16 protein-coding genes, 2 tRNA genes and 3 rRNA genes are annotated in these 23,350 nt (G+C 44.9%); 7 read left to right on the top strand and 14 right to left on the bottom strand.

Annotation, left to right across the window (positions count from 1 at the left end):
* Positions 1 to 16 precede the first annotated feature (16 nt).
* Positions 17 to 364, bottom strand: coding sequence for a hypothetical protein (locus tag BDD26_RS07650; protein ID WP_038260654.1), 348 nt, complete (start codon positions 362 to 364; stop codon positions 17 to 19).
* A 70-nt stretch (positions 365 to 434) separates the two neighbouring features.
* The gene (locus BDD26_RS07645) at positions 435 to 752 is read right to left on the bottom strand and encodes a hypothetical protein (protein ID WP_115826093.1); all 318 of its coding nucleotides are present in this window, start codon (positions 750 to 752) and stop codon (positions 435 to 437) included.
* 976 nt (positions 753 to 1,728) lie between these two features.
* Between BDD26_RS07645 and frdA the strand changes: the two genes are divergently transcribed.
* Genes frdA through frdD form a run of 4 tightly spaced genes read left to right on the top strand, consistent with a single transcriptional unit; the run spans position 1,729 to position 5,043 of the window.
* Entirely contained in the window at positions 1,729 to 3,525 is a 1,797-nt protein-coding gene (gene frdA / locus BDD26_RS07640; RefSeq protein ID WP_115826091.1) for a fumarate reductase (quinol) flavoprotein subunit, read from the top strand.
* The gene (locus tag BDD26_RS07635; RefSeq protein ID WP_115826089.1) at positions 3,518 to 4,249 is read left to right on the top strand and encodes a succinate dehydrogenase/fumarate reductase iron-sulfur subunit; all 732 of its coding nucleotides are present in this window, start codon (positions 3,518 to 3,520) and stop codon (positions 4,247 to 4,249) included. The genes frdA and BDD26_RS07635 overlap by 8 nt, the downstream gene beginning before the upstream one ends.
* Positions 4,250 to 4,266: 17 nt before the next feature.
* On the top strand, positions 4,267 to 4,659 hold the full coding sequence (gene frdC / locus BDD26_RS07630; protein ID WP_038265325.1) for a fumarate reductase subunit FrdC: 393 nt from the start codon (positions 4,267 to 4,269) through the stop codon (positions 4,657 to 4,659).
* Positions 4,660 to 4,689: 30 nt separating this feature from the next.
* Positions 4,690 to 5,043, top strand: a complete 354-nt coding sequence (gene frdD, locus BDD26_RS07625; protein ID WP_038265322.1) for a fumarate reductase subunit FrdD — start codon at positions 4,690 to 4,692, stop codon at positions 5,041 to 5,043.
* A 137-nt stretch (positions 5,044 to 5,180) separates the two neighbouring features.
* Here frdD and BDD26_RS07620 read toward each other — a convergent pair whose 3' ends face one another.
* From BDD26_RS07620 to BDD26_RS07605, 4 genes are all read right to left on the bottom strand, one after another.
* Positions 5,181 to 7,241 (bottom strand): TonB-dependent receptor domain-containing protein, encoded by a 2,061-nt coding sequence (locus BDD26_RS07620; protein WP_115826087.1) that lies wholly within the window; start codon positions 7,239 to 7,241, stop codon positions 5,181 to 5,183.
* 332 nt (positions 7,242 to 7,573) lie between these two features.
* Positions 7,574 to 9,349 carry an acetyl/propionyl/methylcrotonyl-CoA carboxylase subunit alpha gene (locus BDD26_RS07615; protein WP_115826085.1) on the bottom strand — a complete coding sequence of 592 codons (1,776 nt, stop codon included), beginning with the start codon at positions 9,347 to 9,349 and terminating at the stop codon, positions 7,574 to 7,576.
* 5 nt (positions 9,350 to 9,354) lie between these two features.
* Complete coding sequence (locus tag BDD26_RS07610) at positions 9,355 to 10,959, bottom strand: 5-oxoprolinase subunit B/C family protein (protein WP_115826083.1); 1,605 nt, start codon at positions 10,957 to 10,959, stop codon at positions 9,355 to 9,357.
* A gap of 31 nt (positions 10,960 to 10,990) precedes the next feature.
* Positions 10,991 to 11,758, bottom strand: a complete 768-nt coding sequence (locus BDD26_RS07605; RefSeq protein WP_115826081.1) for a LamB/YcsF family protein — start codon at positions 11,756 to 11,758, stop codon at positions 10,991 to 10,993.
* 309 nt (positions 11,759 to 12,067) lie between these two features.
* Here BDD26_RS07605 and BDD26_RS07600 point away from each other — a divergent pair, with 309 nt between their 5' ends.
* Positions 12,068 to 12,727, top strand: coding sequence for a GntR family transcriptional regulator (locus tag BDD26_RS07600; RefSeq protein WP_038265304.1), 660 nt, complete (start codon positions 12,068 to 12,070; stop codon positions 12,725 to 12,727).
* A gap of 77 nt (positions 12,728 to 12,804) precedes the next feature.
* Here BDD26_RS07600 and rrf read toward each other — a convergent pair.
* The 5 genes from rrf to BDD26_RS07575 all read right to left on the bottom strand — a co-directional run bounded on the left by rrf (position 12,805) and on the right by BDD26_RS07575 (position 18,062).
* Positions 12,805 to 12,920, bottom strand: a 5S ribosomal RNA gene (rrf, locus tag BDD26_RS07595).
* A 96-nt stretch (positions 12,921 to 13,016) separates the two neighbouring features.
* Positions 13,017 to 16,026: ribosomal RNA gene (locus BDD26_RS07590) — 23S ribosomal RNA — on the bottom strand.
* Between the two features lie 175 nt (positions 16,027 to 16,201).
* Positions 16,202 to 16,277, bottom strand: a tRNA-Ala gene (locus BDD26_RS07585).
* Positions 16,278 to 16,372: 95 nt separating this feature from the next.
* Positions 16,373 to 16,449, bottom strand: a tRNA-Ile gene (locus BDD26_RS07580).
* Between the two features lie 68 nt (positions 16,450 to 16,517).
* A 16S ribosomal RNA gene (locus BDD26_RS07575) occupies positions 16,518 to 18,062 on the bottom strand.
* Together the 16S, 23S and 5S rRNA genes with 2 tRNA genes alongside form the textbook arrangement of a ribosomal RNA operon.
* A gap of 533 nt (positions 18,063 to 18,595) precedes the next feature.
* Between BDD26_RS07575 and purH the strand changes: the two genes are divergently transcribed.
* Together purH and purD are read left to right on the top strand one after the other, a co-directional pair.
* Positions 18,596 to 20,185, top strand: a complete 1,590-nt coding sequence (purH, locus tag BDD26_RS07570; protein WP_038260667.1) for a bifunctional phosphoribosylaminoimidazolecarboxamide formyltransferase/IMP cyclohydrolase — start codon at positions 18,596 to 18,598, stop codon at positions 20,183 to 20,185.
* A 30-nt stretch (positions 20,186 to 20,215) separates the two neighbouring features.
* Positions 20,216 to 21,514: a phosphoribosylamine--glycine ligase gene (purD, locus tag BDD26_RS07565; protein ID WP_115826079.1), complete on the top strand. Its 1,299-nt coding sequence runs from the start codon at positions 20,216 to 20,218 to the stop codon at positions 21,512 to 21,514.
* Between the two features lie 36 nt (positions 21,515 to 21,550).
* On the opposite strand, the gene BDD26_RS07560 is transcribed toward purD, so the two are convergent.
* The 3 genes from BDD26_RS07560 to BDD26_RS07550 form a co-directional block, all read right to left on the bottom strand.
* Positions 21,551 to 22,249 (bottom strand): DUF1481 domain-containing protein, encoded by a 699-nt coding sequence (locus BDD26_RS07560; protein WP_084766417.1) that lies wholly within the window; start codon positions 22,247 to 22,249, stop codon positions 21,551 to 21,553.
* A 5-nt stretch (positions 22,250 to 22,254) separates the two neighbouring features.
* Complete coding sequence (hupA, locus tag BDD26_RS07555; RefSeq protein WP_010848914.1) at positions 22,255 to 22,527, bottom strand: nucleoid-associated protein HU-alpha; 273 nt, start codon at positions 22,525 to 22,527, stop codon at positions 22,255 to 22,257.
* A 187-nt stretch (positions 22,528 to 22,714) separates the two neighbouring features.
* Positions 22,715 to 23,302 (bottom strand): YjaG family protein, encoded by a 588-nt coding sequence (locus BDD26_RS07550; RefSeq protein ID WP_038260672.1) that lies wholly within the window; start codon positions 23,300 to 23,302, stop codon positions 22,715 to 22,717.
* Between the last annotated feature and the right edge of the window lie 48 nt (positions 23,303 to 23,350).

Below are 23,350 nucleotides of genomic sequence, written 5' to 3'. Positions count from 1 at the left end.
AAAAACGTTTTTCATCTTAATTCCAAGGAGCATGAGGATCAGGTATTACACCCGGAATTTCAACCTTAACACCAGATATGTAACGAAATTCTGCTGGATAAGTCGCTTTGGTGAGTTTTAATGATACAAGAAATGAATTGTTTAAAGCTAACAGTAATGTAATATATATTCCTTCTCCACTTATACGGTGTTCAGGATATGATAAATAAAATTTATCAAAATGAAACCCTTGTGAATCAACAAACTTTATTTCAATATTACTAAATAAAACATCAGCCTCTACTCCAACAATTTTTACATTGTGAATAGTTGTATCATCATCTTCTCGTATCTTATTTGATACTGATTTATCATTGCTGCTCATGTTATTACTCCTTTAACTAATTTTCAATTATTAATAAATTTCTTAAAAGTGAATTAGTCAAGATTGTTTTTTACACTGTACCAAATGTAACACCTGAAATTAAACCAACTTCTGGTTCACCATGATATCCGGTAGCTTTTATTCTTACTACAGCTCTTTTGAGTAAAGCCTCCAATAACCCCATATATATTGCAATTCCGCCTATCTCCTGATTAGGAGCTGCAAGTGCATAAAAAAGAACACCATACTGCTCATGATGGACTGTGATCCTAACACCACTGCTTCTGTCTTCCAGACCGAAAATCTGCAACCTAAGAATTTTTACGTCGTAAAATACCTCACCATCTGTTAATGTATTGACTGATGCTGATTTATCTTTGATATTCATATGATTATTCCTTTAGATAATTATTTACATAAAAAATACAAAAAAATTCAGTAGAGATCTAACTCTGAATTGAAAATCACAATATCATCAGAATATAATCATCAATTAAGTGAAAAAAAATCCCTATTTTAAATTGATGCTAAATCCCTATATAGAATAGAGATAAAAATATTAACTTATGATTATACAAAAATTTTTTCACTCCTATTCAATAGAGTATATTACATTCCCTTTTTACCAATCTAAACTTCGGATAAGCATAAAATTGATAACTTATTAAATGTGCCCCAAAGAAGACAAATCCTAATCAAAAGTTATATATAAAAGTTAGATGATGATTCTTGATATGTCAAAGAAAATATTTGACATCACTGATTAATGAAAAAATCACGCAATTCACATTATCAAAATAAAACAATATTTATATTTAATTCCATATTTCCATTTAAAAAACTCATATATAAAACTTACCCTAAAAATATAATTCGGACATACATTATTATTAAATGTCTTATTTGATAAGTATTTTTTTCTCAGTTAATATTCTGCCTGATAATTTTTTTAAAAATAAAATCGTCATTAATTACAGCAATGTGTTGTTTATATCTTACTTTTATCAAAAAATTTGATAAATTATTTTTCATCATCGCATACATCATGTCAATAAGTAAAAAACCTGTCTCAGCTCACGTTTTGCAAGGAAAATCACACAAAATACGCATTCATATCAAATTTCCCCCCGACACTATTCGCTATAATTAAACCATACAAAAAATAACAGATAGTGAACTTCTCTCGTTAAAGTATAGAAAATCATTCATAACATCATTACGAATAATACATTGATAAATAAAGATAAATATTACTTCAGCATAGCAAAAATAGAGAAAAAGATGAGTAATAACATAACGGTTCCTTTAACTGATTTTTGATTTATTTAGTTTGAACCCTCACTTAAACAAAATGGAGAAGCGCTGTGCAAACCTTCAATGCTGATCTAGTCATTATCGGAGCCGGTGGCGCAGGTCTACGAGCAGCTATCGCTGCGGCTGAAACTAATCCCCAACTTAAAATTGCCCTGATTTCCAAAGTGTATCCTATGCGCAGCCACACCGTCGCCGCGGAAGGTGGATCAGCCGCTGTCACTCAATCTCATGACTCCTATGATTTTCATTTCAATGACACAGTGTCTGGTGGCGATTGGCTATGTGAACAGGATGTGGTTGAGTATTTTGTCAAACATTGTCCAACGGAAATGATCCAGTTGGAGCAATGGGGCTGCCCATGGAGCCGTAAAGAAGATGGTTCTATCAATGTTCGTCGTTTTGGCGGTATGAAAATTGAACGCACATGGTTTGCTGCCGATAAAACCGGCTTTCACATGCTGCATACACTATTTCAAACCTCGCTCAAATATCCTCAAATCCAGCGTTTTGATGAGCATTTTGTCCTCGATATTTTGGTTGATGAAGGTCAAGCGCGTGGTTTAGTCGCCTTGAATATGATGGAAGGAAGCAAAGTTCAAATTCGCGCAAATGCGGTCATTATGGCTACTGGTGGTGCCGGACGAGTATATCGCTACAACACCAATGGTGGCATTGTGACAGGCGATGGCATGGGTATGGCGTTCCGCCACGGTATTCCATTGCGTGATATGGAATTTGTACAGTATCACCCAACCGGTTTACCGGGATCAGGGATCCTAATGACCGAAGGCTGCCGGGGTGAGGGAGGGATCCTGGTTAACAAAGATGGCTACCGCTATCTACAGGATTACGGTTTGGGGCCAGAAACTCCACTCGGCCATCCCGAAAATAAATATATGGAACTGGGGCCACGCGACAAAGTTTCTCAGGCATTCTGGCATGAATGGCGAGCAGGCCGAACCATTGCAACACCACGTGGTGATGTTGTGCATCTGGATCTGCGTCATCTGGGAGAGAAAAAATTACTCGAACGTTTGCCATTTATCTGTGAATTAGCCAAAGCGTATGTAGGTGTTGATCCAGTCAAAGAACCGATCCCCGTTCGCCCGACAGCGCATTACACGATGGGCGGAATCGAAACCAATCAACAATGTGAAACCCGTGTCAAAGGGCTGTTTGCCATTGGGGAGTGTTCTTCTGTCGGGTTGCATGGTGCCAACCGCCTCGGATCTAACTCACTGGCAGAACTGGTGGTCTTCGGTCGTCTGGCGGGTGAAGAGGCTGTTAAACGTGCTCAGGAAGCTACATGCGCCAATGAAAATGCACTGGATGCGCAAACCCGCGATATCGAAGCTAAACTCAATAAACTGCTGAATCAGCAAGGTAATGAAAACTGCGCGAAGATCCGCGATGAGTTAGGAACCTCAATGGAAGAAGGTTGCGGTATCTATCGTACTCCTGAGTTAATGCAGAAGACGATTGATAAGATTGCTGAACTGAAAGAGCGTGTTAAACACATCCAAATCAGTGACCGCTCCAGTGTATTCAATACTGATCTGCTCTATACCATTGAACTGGGATTTGGTCTGGATGTCGCTGAATGTATGGCTCACTCGGCCATGAACCGTAAAGAGTCCCGCGGCGCTCACCAGCGCCTTGATACAGGCTGCACAGAACGTGATGATGAGAACTTCCTGAAACATACACTGGCTTTCTATAACCCGGAAGGTGCCCCACATTTGGAATACAGTGATGTGAAGATCACTAAATCCCAACCAGCAAAACGGGTCTATGGCGGTGAAGCTGCCGCACAAGAGAAAAAACAGGAGGAGCAAGCGAATGACTGAGATGAAAAAACTGAAAATGGAAGTCATGCGCTATAACCCAGAAATCGATAATGAACCATATTTCGCAACTTACGAAGTGCCCTACGATGAGCAGACTTCTCTGTTGGATGCCTTAGGCTATATTAAGGATAATCTGGCCCCTGATCTGTCTTACCGCTGGTCTTGCCGTATGGCAATCTGTGGTTCCTGCGGCATGATGGTGAACCGCGTACCAAAATTGGCCTGTAAGACTTTCCTGCGTGATTATCCGCAAGGTCTGAAGGTTGAAGCATTAGGGAATTTCCCGATTGAACGGGATTTAGTTGTGGATATGACGTACTTTATTGAGAGTCTGGAAGCTATCAAACCTTATATTATCGGTAATGAGCGCAAACCCTCTGATGGCCCGAATGTGCAAACTCCGGCACAGATGGCAAAGTATCATCAATTCTCCGGCTGTATCAACTGTGGCCTGTGCTACGCAGCTTGCCCGCAGTTTGGCCTGAATCCTGAATTTATCGGCCCTGCCGCAGTCACACTGGCGCACCGCTATAATCTTGATAATCGGGATCACGGCCAAAAAGAGCGTATGCCACAGATCAACAGCGATAATGGCGTCTGGTCTTGTACGTTCGTCGGTTATTGCTCTGAAGTTTGCCCGAAGCATGTTGATCCAGCGGGTGCAATTCAACAAAGCAAAGCAGAAAGTGCCAAAGATTTCATTATCTCTATGCTGAAACCATAATAAGGGAGGAAAGAATAATGGCAACAAAACGTAAACCTTATGTACGTGGCATGGAGCCTAATTGGTGGCATAAACTGGGATTCTATCGATTCTATATGCTGCGTGAAGGGACAGCTATTCCTGCCGTTTGGTTCAGTATCTTAGTGCTTTATGGCCTGTTCGCTTTGAAAGGCGGCCCCGAAAATTGGGCAGGGTTTGTCTCTTTCCTGCAAAATCCGCTGGTATTGCTGATTAATGTTATCACCCTGCTGGCTGCACTATTGCACACCAAAACGTGGTTTGAGCTGGCTCCCAAAGCGCTCAATATCATTGTCAAAAATGAAAAAATGCCACCGGGACCGATTGTCAAACTACTGTGGGCAACCACTATCATTGCCAGTGCCGTGATTCTCGGTGTAGCACTATTCTAACCCCAAGCCTAACCCCCCAAGGAGGATTTGATGAATCAAGTACCAAAACGTTCCAATGAACCGATTTTCTGGGGCCTGTTTGGTGCAGGTGGTATGTGGAGTGCCATTGTTGGGCCTGCAATTATCCTGCTACTGGGTATTTTGCTGCCACTGGAACTGGCACCGGAAGCACTTTCTTATGAACGTATTCTGACATTTTGCCAGAGTTTTATTGGCCGCATTTTCTTACTGCTGATGATCAGCCTGCCACTGTGGTGTGGTTTGCACCGTATTCATCACGGTATACACGATCTGAAAATTCACATTCCCGTCAGTCAATGGGTGTTTTATGGTGCCGCCGCGATTCTGACTGTGGTTGCCTTGATTGGGGTTTTTACGCTGTAGTTGGAAAGTTATCGTCGTTGGAATTATATTGCAGTTAAAAGATATATAGCTGGAAGGTGCTTAAGGAGAAAAGTCTGCGGTTAATCCGCAGACTTCTTTACTATAAATTAAGGCTCATTCCTTAGAACGTATAAGGATTAGAACTTGTAAGAAATTGTCGCTTTATATGTGCGGCCTTTCTCTTCTTGTCCTTTATAAGTATTCAGATAGTAAGACTGTTCGTTATAACGTTTATCGAAGACGTTATCGATACCGAGCTGGATCTCTGTATTTTTAAATGAGCCAGTTTTCGGTGCCCAGGAAATATACACATCACTGACGCCATAGCCTGATTTATGTACATTTACAATCTTACCACTATCTGTTCCTTTCGCGTCTGCTGAACGGACAAATCGGGAATTCCATCCGAGTTCAATATCAGTTTTATCAAACAAGTAGCTCCCTCCAATGGTGAAAGAATCACCAATGGTTGGAGTAAACTCCACTCTCCTGTCAAACAACTCATTACCTTGCATAATTTTATTATTCGCTTTGGCGTAAGTCGCTCTTAAGGACCAGTTATCCAGTTTATATTTGGTCGCTAATTCGAACCCTTCCAATCTGGATTTCGGGATGTTGTGCAGTGTTCTCTTAGCTAAAGTCGTAGACAGGTCTTTAAAATTGGTCTGGAATACTTTACCGATTACAGTGAATGAATCATTTTCAGCAAAAACACCAGGATACGTTCCCGCTACGCCAGTTTCTAAGTTGTACCCTGTTGTCGCTTTCAAGTTAGCATTGTGATTACTTGGCCCCAAACCGATTTCTTTGCCCAACGGCCCTCTGAAGAGCTCGGTGTAATTAGCAAATAATGTGGTTGACGTGCCAAGTTCGTATTTCAAACCAAGTGCTTTTGAAAAACGAGCATAAGTTCTCTCAAAAGGCTCATGGTTTTTATTAATGGTGTTGTATTTATAATGATCCCATCTGATACCCGGTATGAAATGGAAATCAGCAATTTGAATATCATCTTCCAAATAAACAGATGATGACTTTCCTGTTTCTACAGCTTTTTTGTGTACATTTTCTGAGACATCAGTATATGCCATTCTGGTATCAAAATATTCATACCCATAAGTTAAAACATGGGATAGCTTCCAGGTATCAAAATTAGAGACATTACGAGCCCTAATACCCTGGGTTTCAACAATACTGTCAAATCCTTTTCCAGGTCCACCTACTTCCCTCATATGATTGAAGTTTTGTTCTGTGTGATAGGCAGAAATTTTTAAGTCAATGAAATCATTATCGACGGGTACATATCTGTAAGTGAGATTATAAGCATCACGCTCTAAAGCGTATTTTCCTTTTTTCCCTTTATTGATATCCGAACCAAAATTCAATCTGAAATTAGTATCTGCATCATTCTGATAATGTTCTTTTGATACATTAATGTACTGCTCATCAGTCAGATTGAATTTTGCTTTTAATAAATAATTAACCAGTTTCCCATCGGTAGGAATTGAGTCTCTTCCGCGGCTATCTCTGCCCGATTCAGCATCATTCATATTACGATGGTTAAAATAGCCTAATAAATCAACTGATCCTACTCTGCCATAAGTTGCTAAAGATTGCTGGAACTCAGAACCATTACTGACATAGCTTAATTTGCCTTTTGTGCCAAATAATTGGCCCGGCTCCAATAAATCACCCGCATCAACAGTTTCAAATTTTAATGCACCGCCAAGGGCTCCGGTATCATAGGTAATACTGTTAGTACCAACACTGATATCAACTTGCTTCAGCATTTCAGGGTCTATACCGTAGTTCCCTGCATGATGGAAGTGATATCCCTCTTGTCGTGCACCATCAACCGTTACGTTTATGAATTGATCATCCATGCCACGGATTTTAAAACGCTGCCCTAAAGCGCTAGGATGACCCGCTTGAACGCCCGGTACATTCTTTAAGATCTCACCGACACTTTGTGCCTGTCTGACTTTAATTTCGTTACGGTTGACTTTCCCACTCTCTTGTTCTGCATTGTTACCTGCAATAACAACGAGTGTATCGCCAGTTGACATCGATTTTTTGGTTGACCCTTCGGTGTTGGCTAGTGCGTTAGTAGAAATAGCGACTGTCAACATTGATGCTGACATCAAAGGAACACACAGGCCACTTTTAGCCAGGCTTGCGTAAATTTTGGTAATTTTAGACATACATTTTCAGTTAAAACATGATTGAGAATCATTATTATTTATATTTCTATAGGAAATGTAAATAACCTTAAGTTATTATCATTTATTTTAACTATTTAAATTCGGAATAAGATCCCAACAAATCCCACTATTCTTAGCTCTTAGCGAAGATTTGTTGACGATCTGAGTCCACAAAGGCAGGTTTATTTATTGAATAGAATGAAGAAGTTGATGACGATAAAGAGCCTGACTAAGGCGCTATCAGGAGCCATAATGCTTTACTAATGACATCCTGTTTCGCCAGTTTAATAAAGCTTAAAGGGAACAATTTGTCCCCTCCCCTTTGATTTTTACTATTCTATGTTAGCCAAAATGCTTTCTGCATCCTGATAATTCCCTGCCTGAGCACAGAATGTGATTTTCCCTGAACAATGTGCACTGATCTGTACCTCCATTTTCATGGCTTCCATCACGGCAATCACATCACCTTCATTTACTTGTTCCCCTTCCTGAACCAACCAGGAATGCAGGATGCCGGAAATAGATGCCTTTACCTGACGGGGATCTTTTGGTTCGGCTTCCTCCGTTATCGGATGAAGCAATTGCTGCCCATTAGCAGGTAATGAGTGGGCTAATCCCGCTAACAGAGCCGATGGCAAACCCAGTTCACACCTGCGACCATCAATTTCAATATAAGTGCGGGTGATATTTTTATCCTCAGCAGGGATCTGACGGAGCGAAGCTTCCAGTTTATTGGCAAAATCCGTTTCAATCCAACGGGTATGAACGTTGAAATTATCCCCTGAGACAAAATCAGAATGTTCGATTACAGCCCGGTGGAAAGGTAAAACTGATGCTACTCCGCTGATTTTAAATTCTTGTAATGCCCGACGTGCACGGGCAAGAGCCTGCTCACGTGTTGTTCCTGTGACGATCAGTTTTGCCATCAATGAATCAAAAGTAGCGGGGACTGTAGAACCACTCATTACACCGGAGTCCAGACGAATACCAGGACCAGAAGGCGGGAGAAACTCTGTGATAGTACCAGATGTGGGCAAAAAACCTTTTCCTGCATCTTCCGCATTGATGCGAAATTCAAACGAATGCCCTCTTGGTGCAGGCGTTTCTTGGATGCTTAACGGATAACCTTCTGCAATCCTCAACTGTTCAATAACCAAATCAATCCCTGTTGTTTCTTCCGTAACGGGATGCTCAACTTGTAAGCGAGTATTCACTTCTAAAAAAGAGAGCGTACCATTAGCACTAAGTAAAAACTCGACCGTCCCCGCTCCGACATAATGGGTTGCCGCACAAATCTCTTTTGCCGCTTGATGAATGCGTTCTCGTTGCTGCTGAGTTAAAAAGGGAGCCGGAGCTTCTTCTACCAGTTTCTGATTCCGACGCTGCAAGGAACAATCACGGGTGCCAACCACAACGATATTGCCGTATTTATCTGCAATCACCTGCGCTTCAATATGACGCGGTTTATTCAGGAACTGTTCAATAAAACATTCCCCCCGCCCAAAAGCTGCTGTTGCCTCACGTACTGCGGAATAGTAAAGTTCTTCAACTTCATCTCGTCGCCAAGCCACTTTCAAACCACGACCTCCACCACCAAATGCAGCTTTAATAGCAATAGGCAAGCCATGTTCCTCGGCAAAAGCAACCACTTCCTGCACATCTTTGACAGGCTCTGTGGTTCCTGTCACCAAAGGAGCACCAACTTGCCGGGCAATTTTACGTGCCTTAACTTTATTTCCCAACTCGTCAATTGTGTCAGGATCAGGGCCAATCCAAATCAATCCTGCATCGATAACAGCACGGGCAAATTCCGCTCGCTCAGACAAAAAACCGTATCCGGGATGGATCATCGTTGCCTGAGCTTGCTTTGCGATCTCCAGTAAGCGTGGAATATTAAGATAGGTTTCTGTAGGTCTGTTTCCTGCTAAAGCGTACGTTTCATCTGCTAATTGTACGTGTTGTGCATCAAAATCAGAATCTGCATAAACAGCTACCGTTTGTATGCCATAGTCACGACAAGCACGAATGATGCGAACAGCAATTTCACCACGATTGGCAATCAATACCTTATTTGTAGTCTTTTTTACATTGTTTACAGTCGCGTTCATTGCCGCTATTTACTCCCCTGGATTTCGTGGAATTGATTGATGGGATTAAATTGAATTTTACCATTGATCGGAATCTGACCAGCAAGATCAAGGTGATAATGTGCCACAGAAGCAATAACAGGATATCCACCTGTCACAGGATGATCTGCCAGAAACAATACTGGCTGCCCACTGGCCGGAATTTGTATCGCACCACGGCAAGTTCCTTCACTTGGTAACTCTTCGTGCTTAATACGTGATAGTGCGTACTCACCATTTAGCCTCAAACCAATCCTGTTGGATTGTGGAGTTACCTGCCAGATTTGGTTTCGTAACAAATCAATTGATGTCTGCTCAAACCAGTCAGTACGAGGGCCGAGGAATATATCCAATATCACAACGTCATCTTTATTTGGCATTACGAATGCAGGTGTTTCAGAAACAGATACTGCTGCACAATGAGATGTTTCTCCTACGACCAATCTATCGTCAGATTTTATTGGTACAGGGCCAATATTAGACAGCGTGTCAAATGAACGACTGCCCAGTACTTCAGGAATAATAAAACCCCCTCTGACAGCCAGATAAGAGCGCATTCCCGCATTGGGTATTCCTAATGTGATTTCATCTCCATCATTTAAATCAATAGGTTGGTAAGGGTTTACATGCAAAATTTCCCCTTGCGGGGTTTTGATTCGAATTGGACAGAAAGCTCCAGTAACCCCAATAATTATTTTCCCTCGGACGACAGCTTTAAATCCCCCTTGTACTATTTCCAAACATGCTTGATCAGAAGAGTTACCAACGATACGATTTGCACTACGCAAAGCACTTTTATCCATGGCACCAGATGCCGATATCCCCAACCCTGATTTTCCCAAACGCCCTAAATCCTGGAATAATGTTTGTAGTCCGACAGATAATATTTCCAGAGAACAAAAATTTCCCTTTGGAGATATTTCAGCAAAAGTGTCATCAGTAATAGACGATTTTTCAGGCAAACTTACCGTTACAATACCTCGTTCAACATTTCGGAAACTGACACGATTACCCGGTTGTAATAAAGCAGGTTCAGGGCGCGAAAGATCCCACATGCGTTCATTGGTAATACCAAGCAGTTGCCAACCTCCGGGACTTGCCTGAGGATAAATGCCACTGAACTCCCCCGCCAAAGCAACTGTGCCCGCGGGAATACGTGTTCTTGGTGTTTTACGACGTGGAATATTCCATTGTGCAATATCCGAAACCATGTAAGCAAAACCAGGCGCAAATCCAGTAAAAGCCACCATATATTCATTTTCGGTGTGTTGGCGTATAACGTCCTGTACTGAGGTTCCTAGCATTTCAGCAACAGCAGCTAAGTCTTCACCGTTATAGCACACTGGGATCTCAATCTGTTTTCCACTCACATAGCGGCATGTTTGCAGACTTCGATTCTGAATCTCATCTACCAATTGATAAACTGAAATTGTCATCGGGTGAAAACGGATCATTAAAGTTCTTGCCGCCGGAATAGTCTCTTCAATCCCAGGGATCGGTGTCATATTCAGCGAATCAAACAACATCAGTGTTTCTGTCAATCCACTGAGTTCAACCATAATGGAATTAAAATTAACAGGTAAAAAACGCAAAGCTATCTCCTGAAATATTTAATCTATGTGGTTATGAATGGAGAAATGATCGAATGGTGATCCCTGCCTGTTGCAGGACAATTTTTATCTGTCGGGCCATATCCAGCGCACCTAAGCTATCACCATGTACACAAATAGAATCTGCTTCAATAGGGGTGAATTTTCCATCAATAGATCCCACTCCTCCCTCTGTTACTAACTGCAACATACGCTGTGCAACATAGTTAGCATCATGCAATACAGCACCTTCTTCACGACGGGAAACCAATTCTCCTTTCGATGTGTAGGCACGATCTGCAAAAGCCTCAGAGATAGTTTTCAGACCTTTTTCTTGCGCCAGCCGGAGGATATTTGAGCCAGCCAATCCCATCAATGCAAGATTTGGGTTAATTGCCAATATGCCCTCAATAACCGCCAGAGCCTGCTGTTTATCATTAGCTATCGTGTTATAAAGCGCACCGTGTGGTTTTACATAACTGACTGTTGTTCCTATTGATGTAGCCAGCCCTTGCAAAGCACCAATCTGATAAATCACATCTGCGGTAAGTTCATCACTGGCAAGATCCATATTACGACGGCCAAAACCAACTAAATCAGGATAAGAAACATGAGCCCCAATAACGATCTGATTTTCCTTCGCTAATTTCAGTGTCTGCAAAATTCCTGCTGGATCACCTGCGTGAAAGCCACAGGCAACATTTGCACTGCTGACAATCCCCAGCATTTCCTCATCATTTCCCATCCTCCACTGTCCAAAACTCTCTCCGAGATCACTGTTTAAATCGATTACATTTATCATATTGTTAAATCATCATTGTCATGTTGTTGAACAATAGATAATTTCTGACGAGAAAATAATCAAATAAAATTAGTCTATATAGTGTAAAAATCCAACAGAGATCACTTTATTCATATTCCCGACCAAATTCTCAAGCACGTAATATTGAGGTAGACAATATTGAAATACACAATCTTAGAATTAGGATGAAAAGAATCATGTCATCTTATATTAAGCAAATAATCGTAACTTGCTGGTTATCCAAGAATATGTGAAGATTAACTTTTGAACACCAAAGGCACTTTTCTCAGCTACACCTAATGGATAACTATGAAAAGAGAGAGTTCTCCTCAAATCTTGAGTAAGAAAATTGCAGAAATCATAAGAAATAAACTGGTTATCGGGGAATTATTACCCGGACAACGTTTATCAGAAGCAATCCTAAGTGAACAACTTGAAATTTCCCGCAATACTTTACGGGAAGTATTCCGTACTCTTACTCAAGAAGGTTTATTAAAACACCAACCCAATCGAGGTGTGTTTGTAGCAATACCTGATATTGCGTCAATTATTGATATCTATCGAGTCAGAAAACTGATTGAATGCCAAGCACTTGCACAGGCATACCCTATGCATCCTGCTGTTACCAAAATGCGGGAAGCAGTAGCAAATGCCCGGCAATGTCAAAATCAGCAAGATTGGGTCGGAGTTGGTACAGCCAATATGCGTTTCCATGCCGCTATCGTAGAACTAACCGACAGTGAAAGATTAATGACATTCTACCGCAATATTTCGGCAGAACTTCGTTTAGCTTTTGGCCTTTTGAATGAACCAGAACTGCTATATGCTCCTTATGTCGATAAGAATGCATATATTCTAGAGCTTCTGGATTCAGGTCAGACAGAATTAGCGACGCAGAAAATGGAAGATTATCTGGATTTATCAGAAAGAACCGTATTAGCTGCTTATTCTCGCAAAAATAACGGATAAAAATTGAAAAAATAAACTATTATCCCCAAACGCAAAAAAGCCATCCGGTGACGGATGGCTTCTCTGACTAAATGAATGTCTGGCAGTGCCCTACTCTCACATGGGGAGACCCCACACTACCATCGGCGCGCCGGCGTTTCACTGCTGAGTTCGGCATGGGGTCAGGTGGGACCACCGCGCTATTGCCGCCAGACAAATCCTGTATTCAATCCCGAACAAGCTGATGACGCTATGTGTCTTTCTCTGAAACTTTTTTCGTCTCTCTGCCCCAAAACACCTTCGGTGTTGTCAGGTTAAGCCTCTCGGAGCATTAGTACCGGTTAGCTCAACGTATCGCTACGCTTACACACCCGGCCTATCCACGTCCTCGTCTCGAACGTTCCTTATGTGTCCTCTCTGGGACAAGGGAAGACTCATCTTAAGGCAAGTTTCCCGCTTAGATGCTTTCAGCGGTTATCTCTGCCGCACGTAGCTACCGGGCAATGCCATTGGCATGACAACCCGAACACCAGTGGTGCGTCCACTCCGGTCCTCTCGTACTAGGAGCAGCCCCTTTCAATCTTCCAGCGCCCACGGCAGATAGGGACCGAACTGTCTCACGACGTTCTAAACCCAGCTCGCGTACCACTTTAAACGGCGAACAGCCGTACCCTTGGGACCTACTTCAGCCCCAGGATGTGATGAGCCGACATCGAGGTGCCAAACACCGCCGTCGATATGAACTCTTGGGCGGTATCAGCCTGTTATCCCCGGAGTACCTTTTATCCGTTGAGCGATGGCCCTTCCATACAGAACCACCGGATCACTAAGACCTACTTTCGTACCTGCTCGCGCCGTCACGCTCGCAGTCAAGCTGGCTTATGCCTTTGCACTAACCTCACGATGTCCGACCGTGATTAGCCAACCTTCGTGCTCCTCCGTTACGCTTTGGGAGGAGACCGCCCCAGTCAAACTACCCACCAGACACTGTCCGCAACCCGGATAACGGGCCCACGTTAGAACATCAAACATTCAAGGGTGGTATTTCAAGGATGGCTCCATGCAGACTGGCGTCCACACTTCAAAGCCTCCCACCTATCCTACACATCAAGGCTCCATGTTCAGTGTCAAGCTATAGTAAAGGTTCACGGGGTCTTTCCGTCTTGCCGCGGGTACACTGCATCTTCACAGCGAGTTCAATTTCACTGAGTCTCGGGTGGAGACAGCCTGGCCATCATTACGCCATTCGTGCAGGTCGGAACTTACCCGACAAGGAATTTCGCTACCTTAGGACCGTTATAGTTACGGCCGCCGTTTACTGGGGCTTCGATCAGGAGCGTCGCGTTGCCGCTAACCCCATCAATTAACCTTCCAGCACCGGGCAGGCGTCACACCGTATACGTCCACTTTCGTGTTGGCACAGTGCTGTGTTTTTATTAAACAGTTGCAGCCAGCTGGTCTCTGCGACTGGCTTCAGCTCCGGGCGCACGGCCCTTCACTTAATGCCAGCGTGCCTTCTCCCGAAGTTACGGCACCATTTTGCCTAGTTCCTTCACCCGAGTTCTCTCAAGCGCCTGAGTATTCTCTACCTGACCACCTGTGTCGGTTTGGGGTACGATTCAATGTTACCTGATGCTTAGAGGCTTTTCCTGGAAGCAGGGCATCAACCACTTCACCACCGTAGTGGCTCGTTATCACGCCTCAGTGTTATGGATGACCGGATTTGCCAGGTCACCCCACCTACACGCTTCAACCGGGACAAACCGTCGCCCGGCCGGCCTAGCCTTCTCCGTCCCCCCTTCGCAGTAACACCGAGTACAGGACTATTAACCTGTTTCCCATCGACTACGCCTTTCGGCCTCGCCTTAGGGGTCGACTCACCCTGCCCCGATTAACGTTGGACAGGAACCCTTGGTCTTCCGGCGAGCGGGTTTTTCACCCGCTTTATCGTTACTTATGTCAGCATTCGCACTTCTGATACCTCCAGCAGGCCTCACGACCCGCCTTCACCGGCTTACAGAACGCTCCCCTACCCAACAATATATTCATATCGCTGCCGCAGCTTCGGTGCATGGTTTAGCCCCGTTACATCTTCCGCGCAGGCCGACTCGACCAGTGAGCTATTACGCTTTCTTTAAATGATGGCTGCTTCTAAGCCAACATCCTGGCTGTCTGAGCCTTCCCACTTCGTTTCCCACTTAACCATGACTTGGGGACCTTAGCTGGCGGTCTGGGTTGTTTCCCTCTCCACGACGGACGTTAGCACCCGCCGTGTGTCTCCCGTGATAACATTCTCCGGTATTCGCAGTTTGCATCGGGTTGGTAAGTCGGGATGACCCCCTAGCCGAAACAGTGCTCTACCCCCGGAGATGAATTCACGAGGCGCTACCTAAATAGCTTTCGGGGAGAACCAGCTATCTCCCGGTTTGATTGGCCTTTCACCCCCAGCCACAAGTCATCCGCTAATTTTTCAACATTAGTCGGTTCGGTCCTCCAGTTAGTGTTACCCAACCTTCAACCTGCCCATGGCTAGATCACCGGGTTTCGGGTCTATACCCTGCAACTTAACGCCCAGTTAAGACTCGGTTTCCCTGCGGCTCCCCTAAACGGTTAACCTTGCTACAGAATATAAGTCGCTGACCCATTATACAAAAGGTACGCAGTCACCCCACCACTAAGCCCCCTTTGCCTGATTTTGTCGGTTGGGCGGCGCGTCGCTTCGCCAACCGGCATCAGACAAAAGATGCGTTGCGGAGTTCACCACTGGCTTAGTGGTGGGGCTCCCACTGCTTGTACGTACACGGTTTCAGGTTCTCTTTCACTCCCCTCGCCGGGGTTCTTTTCGCCTTTCCCTCACGGTACTGGTTCACTATCGGTCAGTCAGGAGTATTTAGCCTTGGAGGATGGTCCCCCCATGTTCAGACAGGATACCACGTGTCCCGCCCTACTCTTCGAGCTCGCAATACCGGCGCCTTCGGATACGGGGCTGTCACCCTTTACTGCCGGCCTTTCCAGACCGTTCTCCTGGCGCTGATATTGTTGATGGCTCTGGGCTGCTCCCCGTTCGCTCGCCGCTACTGGGGGAATCTCGGTTGATTTCTTTTCCTCGGGGTACTGAGATGTTTCAGTTCCCCCGGTTCGCCTCATTCACCTATGGATTCAGTGAATGATAGTGCAACGGATTGCACTGGGTTTCCCCATTCGGACATCGCCGGCTAATAGGGCTTCATATCAGCTCACCGGCGCTTTTCGCAGATTAGCACGTCCTTCATCGCCTCTGACTGCCTAGGCATCCACCGTGTACGCTTAGTCGCTTAACCTCACAACCCGAAGGTGTCTTCGAATTGGAGTATGTTGAGAGACGCATCAATATCGTCAATGACCCTATTGATGGTTTCAAATTTTCAGCTTGTTCCAGATTGTTAAAGAGCAAATATTTCACAATACACTGATGATTCTCAATATATTCTGAAATCAGGTTAAGAGCAGATAAAATGGTGGAGCTAAGCGGGATCGAACCGCTGACCTCCTGCGTGCAAGGCAGGCGCTCTCCCAGCTGAGCTATAGCCCCAGATATCATGTATCAGCATCCTGCTCAATTCGCTTAGCCACCGAAGATTTCAACGCGAGTCACGCAGCGCCTGAAGATCCAAGGACAAGCAGAATTGGTAGGCCTGAGTGGACTTGAACCACCGACCTCACCCTTATCAGGGGTGCGCTCTAACCACCTGAGCTACAAGCCTGTGCCGATACTGTCTCTTTCTTTCATCAGACAATCTGTGTGAACACTCACAAGTTACCATCATTCGGTTAAGGAGGTGATCCAACCGCAGGTTCCCCTACGGTTACCTTGTTACGACTTCACCCCAGTCATGAGTCACAAAGTGGTCAGCGCCCCCCCGCAGGTTAAGCTACCGACTTCTTTTGCCACCCACTCCCATGGTGTGACGGGCGGTGTGTACAAGGCCCGGGAACGTATTCACCGTAGCATGCTGATCTACGATTACTAGCGATTCCGACTTCATGGAGTCGAGTTGCAGACTCCAATCCGGACTACGACAGACTTTATGAGTTCCGCTTGCTCTCGCGAGGTCGCTTCTCTTTGTATCCGCCATTGTAGCACGTGTGTAGCCCTACTCGTCTGGGCCATGATGACTTGACGTCATCCCCACCTTCCTCCGGTTTATCACCGGCAGTCTCCCTTGAGTTCCCACCATCACGTGCTGGCAACAAAGGATAAGGGTTGCGCTCGTTGCGGGACTTAACCCAACATTTCACAACACGAGCTGACGACAGCCATGCAGCACCTGTCTCACGGTTCCCGAAGGCACTTCAGCATCTCTGCCAAATTCCGTGGATGTCAAGAGTAGGTAAGGTTCTTCGCGTTGCATCGAATTAAACCACATGCTCCACCGCTTGTGCGGGCCCCCGTCAATTCATTTGAGTTTTAATCTTGCGACCGTACTCCCCAGGCGGTCGATTTAACGCGTTAGCTCCGGAAGCCACACCTCAAGGGCACAACCTCCAAATCGACATCGTTTACGGCGTGGACTACCAGGGTATCTAATCCTGTTTGCTCCCCACGCTTTCGCACCTGAGCGTCAGTCTTCGTCCAGGGGGCCGCCTTCGCCACCGGTATTCCTCCACATCTCTACGCATTTCACCGCTACACGTGGAATTCTACCCCCCTCTACGAGACTCCAGCCAACCAGTCTTAGATGCCGTTCCCGGGTTAAGCCCGGGGATTTCACATCTAACTTAATTGGCCGCCTGCGTGCGCTTTACGCCCAGTAATTCCGATTAACGCTTGCACCCTCCGTATTACCGCGGCTGCTGGCACGGAGTTAGCCGGTGCTTCTTCTGCGGGTAACGTCAATCGTGAGCCCTGTTCAGACTCACGCCTTCCTCCCCGCTGAAAGTACTTTACAACCCGAAGGCCTTCTTCATACACGCGGCATGGCTGCATCAGGCTTGCGCCCATTGTGCAATATTCCCCACTGCTGCCTCCCGTAGGAGTCTGGGCCGTGTCTCAGTCCCAGTGTGGCTGGTCATCCTCTCAGACCAGCTAGGGATCGTCGCCTAGGTGAGCCCTTACCCCACCTACTAGCTAATCCCATCTGGGTTCATCCGATAGCGTGAGGCCCGAAGGTCCCCCACTTTGCTCCAAAGAGGTTATGCGGTATTAGCCACCGTTTCCAGTGGTTATCCCCCTCTACCGGGCAGATCCCCAGACATTACTCACCCGTCCGCCGCTCGTCAGCAAAAGTGCAAAAGCCCTTTCCTGTTACCGCCCGACTTGCATGTGTTAGGCCTGCCGCCAGCGTTCAATCTGAGCCATGATCAAACTCTTCAATTAAAAGTGTTTGATGCTCAAAGAATTTCACTGTTCAGTATCGCAATGAATTAACTGTTTCAGTCACTCTTCAAGACTTGAATCTTTTTCGCCTTGCGGCGTTGATCGTGTCCTGCGAGTGCCCACACAGATTGTCTGATTAATTTGTTAAAGAGCATGGGCAACCGAACTTTCGTTCCGGGTTGCGAGGTGGCGTATCTTACGCTTTCCTCTCAGCGTGTCAAGCCTTTATTTTCGCGGCTTTCAACTCTTGTCATCCCGACTGGTTTGTGTGTTTGTCGTGACAACGGATGCGCATTATAGGGCGTTTTCCGGCGCTGACAATAGTTTTTTTGAAAAAAAAATATCGTTTGCTGAATTACACAGCAAAACACTTACTTATACCAAGTTACACACAAGGTTATTAACAGATAGATATTTTGATAAAATTTATCGAGCATCACGCAAACGTTTGCGTTACAATCATAGCTGAAAAATTACCACATAATTTTTTCAATAACACATTCTTGTTTGATGAAATCCAAGGGATCACACCAATGCAACAGCTTCGTCCAATCCATCGTGCCCTGCTGAGTGTTTCTGACAAAGCGGGTATTGTTGAATTTGCTAAGGCCTTATCCAATCGCGGTGTCGAACTGCTTTCAACAGGGGGAACTGCACATCTGCTGGCTGAAGCAGGTCTGAATGTTACCGAAGTTTCCGACTATACTGGTTTTCCTGAAATGATGGATGGACGAGTGAAAACACTTCATCCTAAAGTACATGGCGGCATTCTTGGTCGACGTGGGCAAGATGATGCAGTGATGGAGCAACACCAGATTGCACCGATTAATATGGTAGTCGTCAATCTTTACCCTTTCGCGCAAACCGTCGCGAAGCCGGATTGCTCTCTGGAAGATGCGGTGGAGAATATCGATATTGGCGGCCCGACCATGGTTCGTTCCGCAGCCAAGAACCATAAAGATGTCGCTATTGTTGTTAATAGCCAGGATTACAACAAGATCATAGAGGAAATGGATAACCATCAGAATTCTCTGACCCAATCAACCCGCTTCGATCTGGCTATTAAAGCATTTGAACACACAGCCGCTTATGACAGCATGATCGCCAACTATTTTGGCAAACTGGTTCCTGCTTATCACGATGAATCCGACCAACCGTCAGGTAAATTCCCTCGTACGCTAAATCTGAACTTCATCAAGAAGCAAGATATGCGTTATGGTGAGAATAGCCATCAGGATGCTGCTTTCTATATAGAAGAGAATATAGAAGAAGCTTCTATTGCCACAGCCACACAACTACAAGGCAAAGCACTTTCTTACAATAATATCGCAGATACTGATGCCGCTCTGGAGTGTGTGAAAACCTTTTCCGAACCTGCTTGCGTGATTGTCAAACATGCCAATCCTTGTGGCGTTGCGATTGGAACTGATATCCGTACAGCTTATGATCGTGCATTCACAACTGATCCTACCTCAGCATTCGGTGGAATTATTGCCTTTAACCGTGAATTGGATGCGGATACTGCCAAAGCCATCATTGAACGTCAGTTCGTTGAAGTCATCATTGCACCTACTATTAATGAAGCAGCCTTACCAATTCTGGCAAACAAACAAAATGTCCGTGTTCTGGCCTGTGGCGAATGGTATTCACCCGCTGCCGGGGTAGATTTCAAACGTGTTAATGGCGGTTTATTAGTACAGGATCGTGATTTAGGCATGGTAACAGAAGATCAGTTACGGGTAGTTTCTAAACGTCAACCAACAGAACAAGAAATGCAGGATGCGCTATTCTGCTGGAAAGTCGCTAAGTTTGTTAAATCCAATGCCATTGTTTATGCCAAAGATAATATGACAATCGGTATTGGCGCAGGCCAGATGAGCCGTGTTTATTCAGCTAAAATCGCAGGGATTAAGGCAGCCGATGAAGGGCTGGAAGTTCAGGGATGTGCTATGGCTTCTGATGCTTTTTTCCCGTTCCGAGATGGTATTGATGCTGCCGCAGCCGTGGGAGTGAGTTGTGTGATCCAGCCAGGCGGCTCAATACGTGATGATGAAGTGATTGCCGCTGCGGATGAGCATGGCATCGCCATGATTTTTACCGGCATGCGTCATTTCCGCCATTAACCTGTCTCAGCTTTATAATAGGAGAACCTGATGAATATACTGATTATTGGTAGTGGCGGAAGGGAACATGCACTGGCATGGAAAGCAGCTCAATCTCCGCTGGCAAGTCAAGTTTACGTCGCACCGGGTAACGCTGGAACAGCATTGGAAGTGAATCTAAAAAATGTAGATATTGCCGCAACAGATATTGATGGTTTATTGGCCTTTGCTCAAAGCCATAATATTGCTCTCACTATTGTAGGGCCAGAAGCCCCTCTGGTTATCGGTGTGGTTGATGCTTTTCAACAGGCAGGGCTGACAATCTTTGGCCCGACTCAGGCAGCCGCCCAACTGGAAGGTTCTAAGGCTTTCACCAAAGATTTTCTCGCACGTCATCATATACCAACAGCGGCTTACCAAAATTTCACAGAAGTTGAACCCGCTCTCGCTTATCTGGAAACAATGGGAGCACCTATTGTCATTAAGGCCGATGGTCTGGCAGCAGGTAAAGGTGTAGTTGTCGCCATGACAATGGAAGAGGCTCAAAACGCTGTTAAAGATATGCTGGCAGGCAATGCATTTGGTGACGCAGGACATCGGATTGTCATTGAAGAATTTCTGGACGGAGAAGAAGCCAGTTTTATTGTCATGGTAGATGGTAAAAATGTGGTTCCCATGGCAACCAGCCAGGATCACAAACGGGTCGGAGATGGAGACACAGGGCCAAATACTGGCGGAATGGGCGCATATTCTCCGGCACCAGTTATAAATGATGAGATCCACCAGCGTGTGATGGAGAAAATCATTTATCCGACAGTTGAAGGCATGGCTGCGGAAGGACATACCTATGTCGGCTTTCTCTATGCAGGTTTGATGATTGACAAACAAGGCGAGCCGAAAGTTATCGAATTTAATTGCCGCTTTGGTGATCCTGAAACCCAACCAATTATGATGCGCTTGCACTCTGATTTGGTCGAACTGTGTCTCGCTGGAGCAAAAGGCCAGTTAGATGGAAAAACATCCGAATGGGATGCCCGCTCTGCGCTGGGTGTAGTGTTAGCGGCAAATGGCTATCCGGCTGATTATACCAAAGGTGATGTGATCTCTGGCCTGAATCAAGAAGCACCATTCAACGAAACTCAATCTGATGAAAAAGTTTTCCATGCGGGAACCGCTCTCAAGGATACAGAGGTAGTAACCGCAGGTGGCCGTGTTTTATGTGTTACGGCATTGGGTAAAAATATTGCAGAAGCACAAAAAAAGGCTTACTTGAAAGCTGAAAAGATTAGCTGGGAAGGTTGTTTTTATCGGAAAGACATTGGTTATCGAGCCATTGCGCGTCTGAAATAAAATAATCAGAAATAAAGAACTGACGAAAGTACAGGCTTACAGCTTATCTTTCGTCGGCTCCCAGCGACAAAAATCATCATTGGCGACCAGTAATAACTGCCTCCCTGCTGGTGCTTCCAACCATGCAATTGTGAGTGTACCATAGCTATTTTTGTGCCTTTCTTCGAGCCATACCCGATCCTGAGGCTCAAACTCAATAAATAATTTTTTCCCCGCACAAGTAGTCACTTTACCATTCTGCCAATGTCCCTGAACCAGTTTAACTTCTCCTACAATTAAAGCATCGCTGATTTCTTCTGTCCGCTTAGCATCAAACTGCAAGCTAATAATGTCATCATTGGAGAGTTGTTCACGTCGGCCATCAAACTGGCGCTGCATAAAAATAACGTTGTCTTCTCTATCCAACCGCAAGATCTCTTCTGTCGGATGATTATTGAGTACATTACGACGCACTTGCCACAAATTTCCTCGGCGGTATTCATAGAAAGAGACAGTAGTATTTTTATGATGATAGGGGCTGTAAACACTCATAATGACTTGAGGTTTACTGTTTTGATCATTCAAGCGCCATAAGCGGATAACACCACCATCGGTAATGAAACCACTGGCGCTGAAAATTGGAGTTTTTGGTTGAACTGAACAGGCGCTGAGCAGTGAGACAACCCCCAATGCTAGCAGCCCCTGTAGCGTCAACAAAAGGGGCGTTGAACTCCCCTCTCTCTTCTTTTTTCGCAATACGATTACTTAACTGCGTCTTTTAGTGCTTTACCAGCAGAGAAAGCAGGTACGTTTGCTGCTGCAATTTTGATTTCTTTACCAGTCTGTGGGTTACGACCAGTACGCTCTGCACGATGATTAACTTTGAAAGTACCAAAGCCAACCAGTTGCACTGCATCACCGTTTTTCAGAGATTCAGTGATTGCATTCAAAGTTGATTCCAGGGCAGCTTTAGCTTGAGTTTTGGTCAGATCAGCACCTGCTGCGATTGCATCAACTAATTCAGTCTTATTCATAGATTATCCTTACAGTGTGTTTATCGTTTGCAAAGCATCGAGTGCGACGGATATGCCGATTTGACAGCACCCCTGCATACACGCACCGATAGCCACTTCTTTTCGCCCTCAATGTAGAACAGAGTGAGGGCAAATGTGAAGTCTTTAAATCCGGCAATTCAAGCAATAAGTCACGTTTTATGACTTATCACTCCAAATTTATGCCGATATTGCTGACCCCGCACTCACGGAGATCAACCTTTAATCCTTTAATTAATTCTATGTCCCGTTCTTCGCAGTTCGCCAATAAACGGTAAATCTCCCATTGAATATCCCATTCTTCTTCAATGGCAGGCAATGCCTTTAATTCATCCTCTGTCATCTCTTTACCAGCCTGGGTCATTTCCAGCATGGCGACAGTACGGATGGATATTTCACTGACGGCTATTGCATGCTCTAACGTTGAACCACTCAAACGCGAATGAATGACTTCACCTAATGCAATACACGCATCAATCGCTGGATACACACCATAAATATCATAGCTATCTGCTGATGGGATGATGGTTTCCAGTTTTTCCAGCTGGTTATCAAAATTTACTTTTGCATCTTTGACAACTAATGTCTCCCAAACCAGATCGAAAATACGACGATATTGCGCAGGATCTGCAAACTCAGTCTGGCGACAAAACGCTTGATAGTTTGGATACATCCGCTCACATAGACTAGCCATAAAAGTCAAATGTTGCCAACTTTCAAGTTTCTCCAACCTCAGATGGATCGGGTTTCTTAACATTAGCTGTTACTCATGATGCTTAATTTGCGTCGAAGTTTACCTGAAAAT

It is taken from the genome of Xenorhabdus cabanillasii (assembly GCF_003386665.1).
In the GTDB taxonomy this organism is placed as follows: domain Bacteria; phylum Pseudomonadota; class Gammaproteobacteria; order Enterobacterales; family Enterobacteriaceae; genus Xenorhabdus; species Xenorhabdus cabanillasii.
Note: the sequence above shows the minus strand (reverse complement) of the source record. Positions and strands in the feature narration are given on the sequence as shown.

Excerpts from the sequence above, each read along its gene's own strand:
- frdC (WP_038265325.1), top strand. The coding sequence starts at position 4,267 with ATGGCAACAAAACGTAAACCTTATGTACGTGGCATGGAGCCTAATTGG.
- BDD26_RS07600 (WP_038265304.1), top strand. The coding sequence starts at position 12,068 with ATGAAAAGAGAGAGTTCTCCTCAAATCTTGAGTAAGAAAATTGCAGAA.
- purH (WP_038260667.1), top strand. The coding sequence starts at position 18,596 with ATGCAACAGCTTCGTCCAATCCATCGTGCCCTGCTGAGTGTTTCTGAC.
- BDD26_RS07550 (WP_038260672.1), bottom strand. The coding sequence starts at position 23,302 with ATGTTAAGAAACCCGATCCATCTGAGGTTGGAGAAACTTGAAAGTTGG.
- BDD26_RS07650 (WP_038260654.1), bottom strand. The coding sequence starts at position 364 with ATGAGCAGCAATGATAAATCAGTATCAAATAAGATACGAGAAGATGAT.
- BDD26_RS07645 (WP_115826093.1), bottom strand. The coding sequence starts at position 752 with ATGAATATCAAAGATAAATCAGCATCAGTCAATACATTAACAGATGGT.
- BDD26_RS07620 (WP_115826087.1), bottom strand. The coding sequence starts at position 7,241 with ATGTCTAAAATTACCAAAATTTACGCAAGCCTGGCTAAAAGTGGCCTG.
- BDD26_RS07605 (WP_115826081.1), bottom strand. The coding sequence starts at position 11,758 with ATGATAAATGTAATCGATTTAAACAGTGATCTCGGAGAGAGTTTTGGA.
- BDD26_RS07615 (WP_115826085.1), bottom strand. The coding sequence starts at position 9,349 with ATGAACGCGACTGTAAACAATGTAAAAAAGACTACAAATAAGGTATTG.
- purD (WP_115826079.1), top strand. The coding sequence starts at position 20,216 with ATGAATATACTGATTATTGGTAGTGGCGGAAGGGAACATGCACTGGCA.
- BDD26_RS07635 (WP_115826089.1), top strand. The coding sequence starts at position 3,518 with ATGACTGAGATGAAAAAACTGAAAATGGAAGTCATGCGCTATAACCCA.
- hupA (WP_010848914.1), bottom strand. The coding sequence starts at position 22,527 with ATGAATAAGACTGAATTAGTTGATGCAATCGCAGCAGGTGCTGATCTG.
- frdD (WP_038265322.1), top strand. The coding sequence starts at position 4,690 with ATGAATCAAGTACCAAAACGTTCCAATGAACCGATTTTCTGGGGCCTG.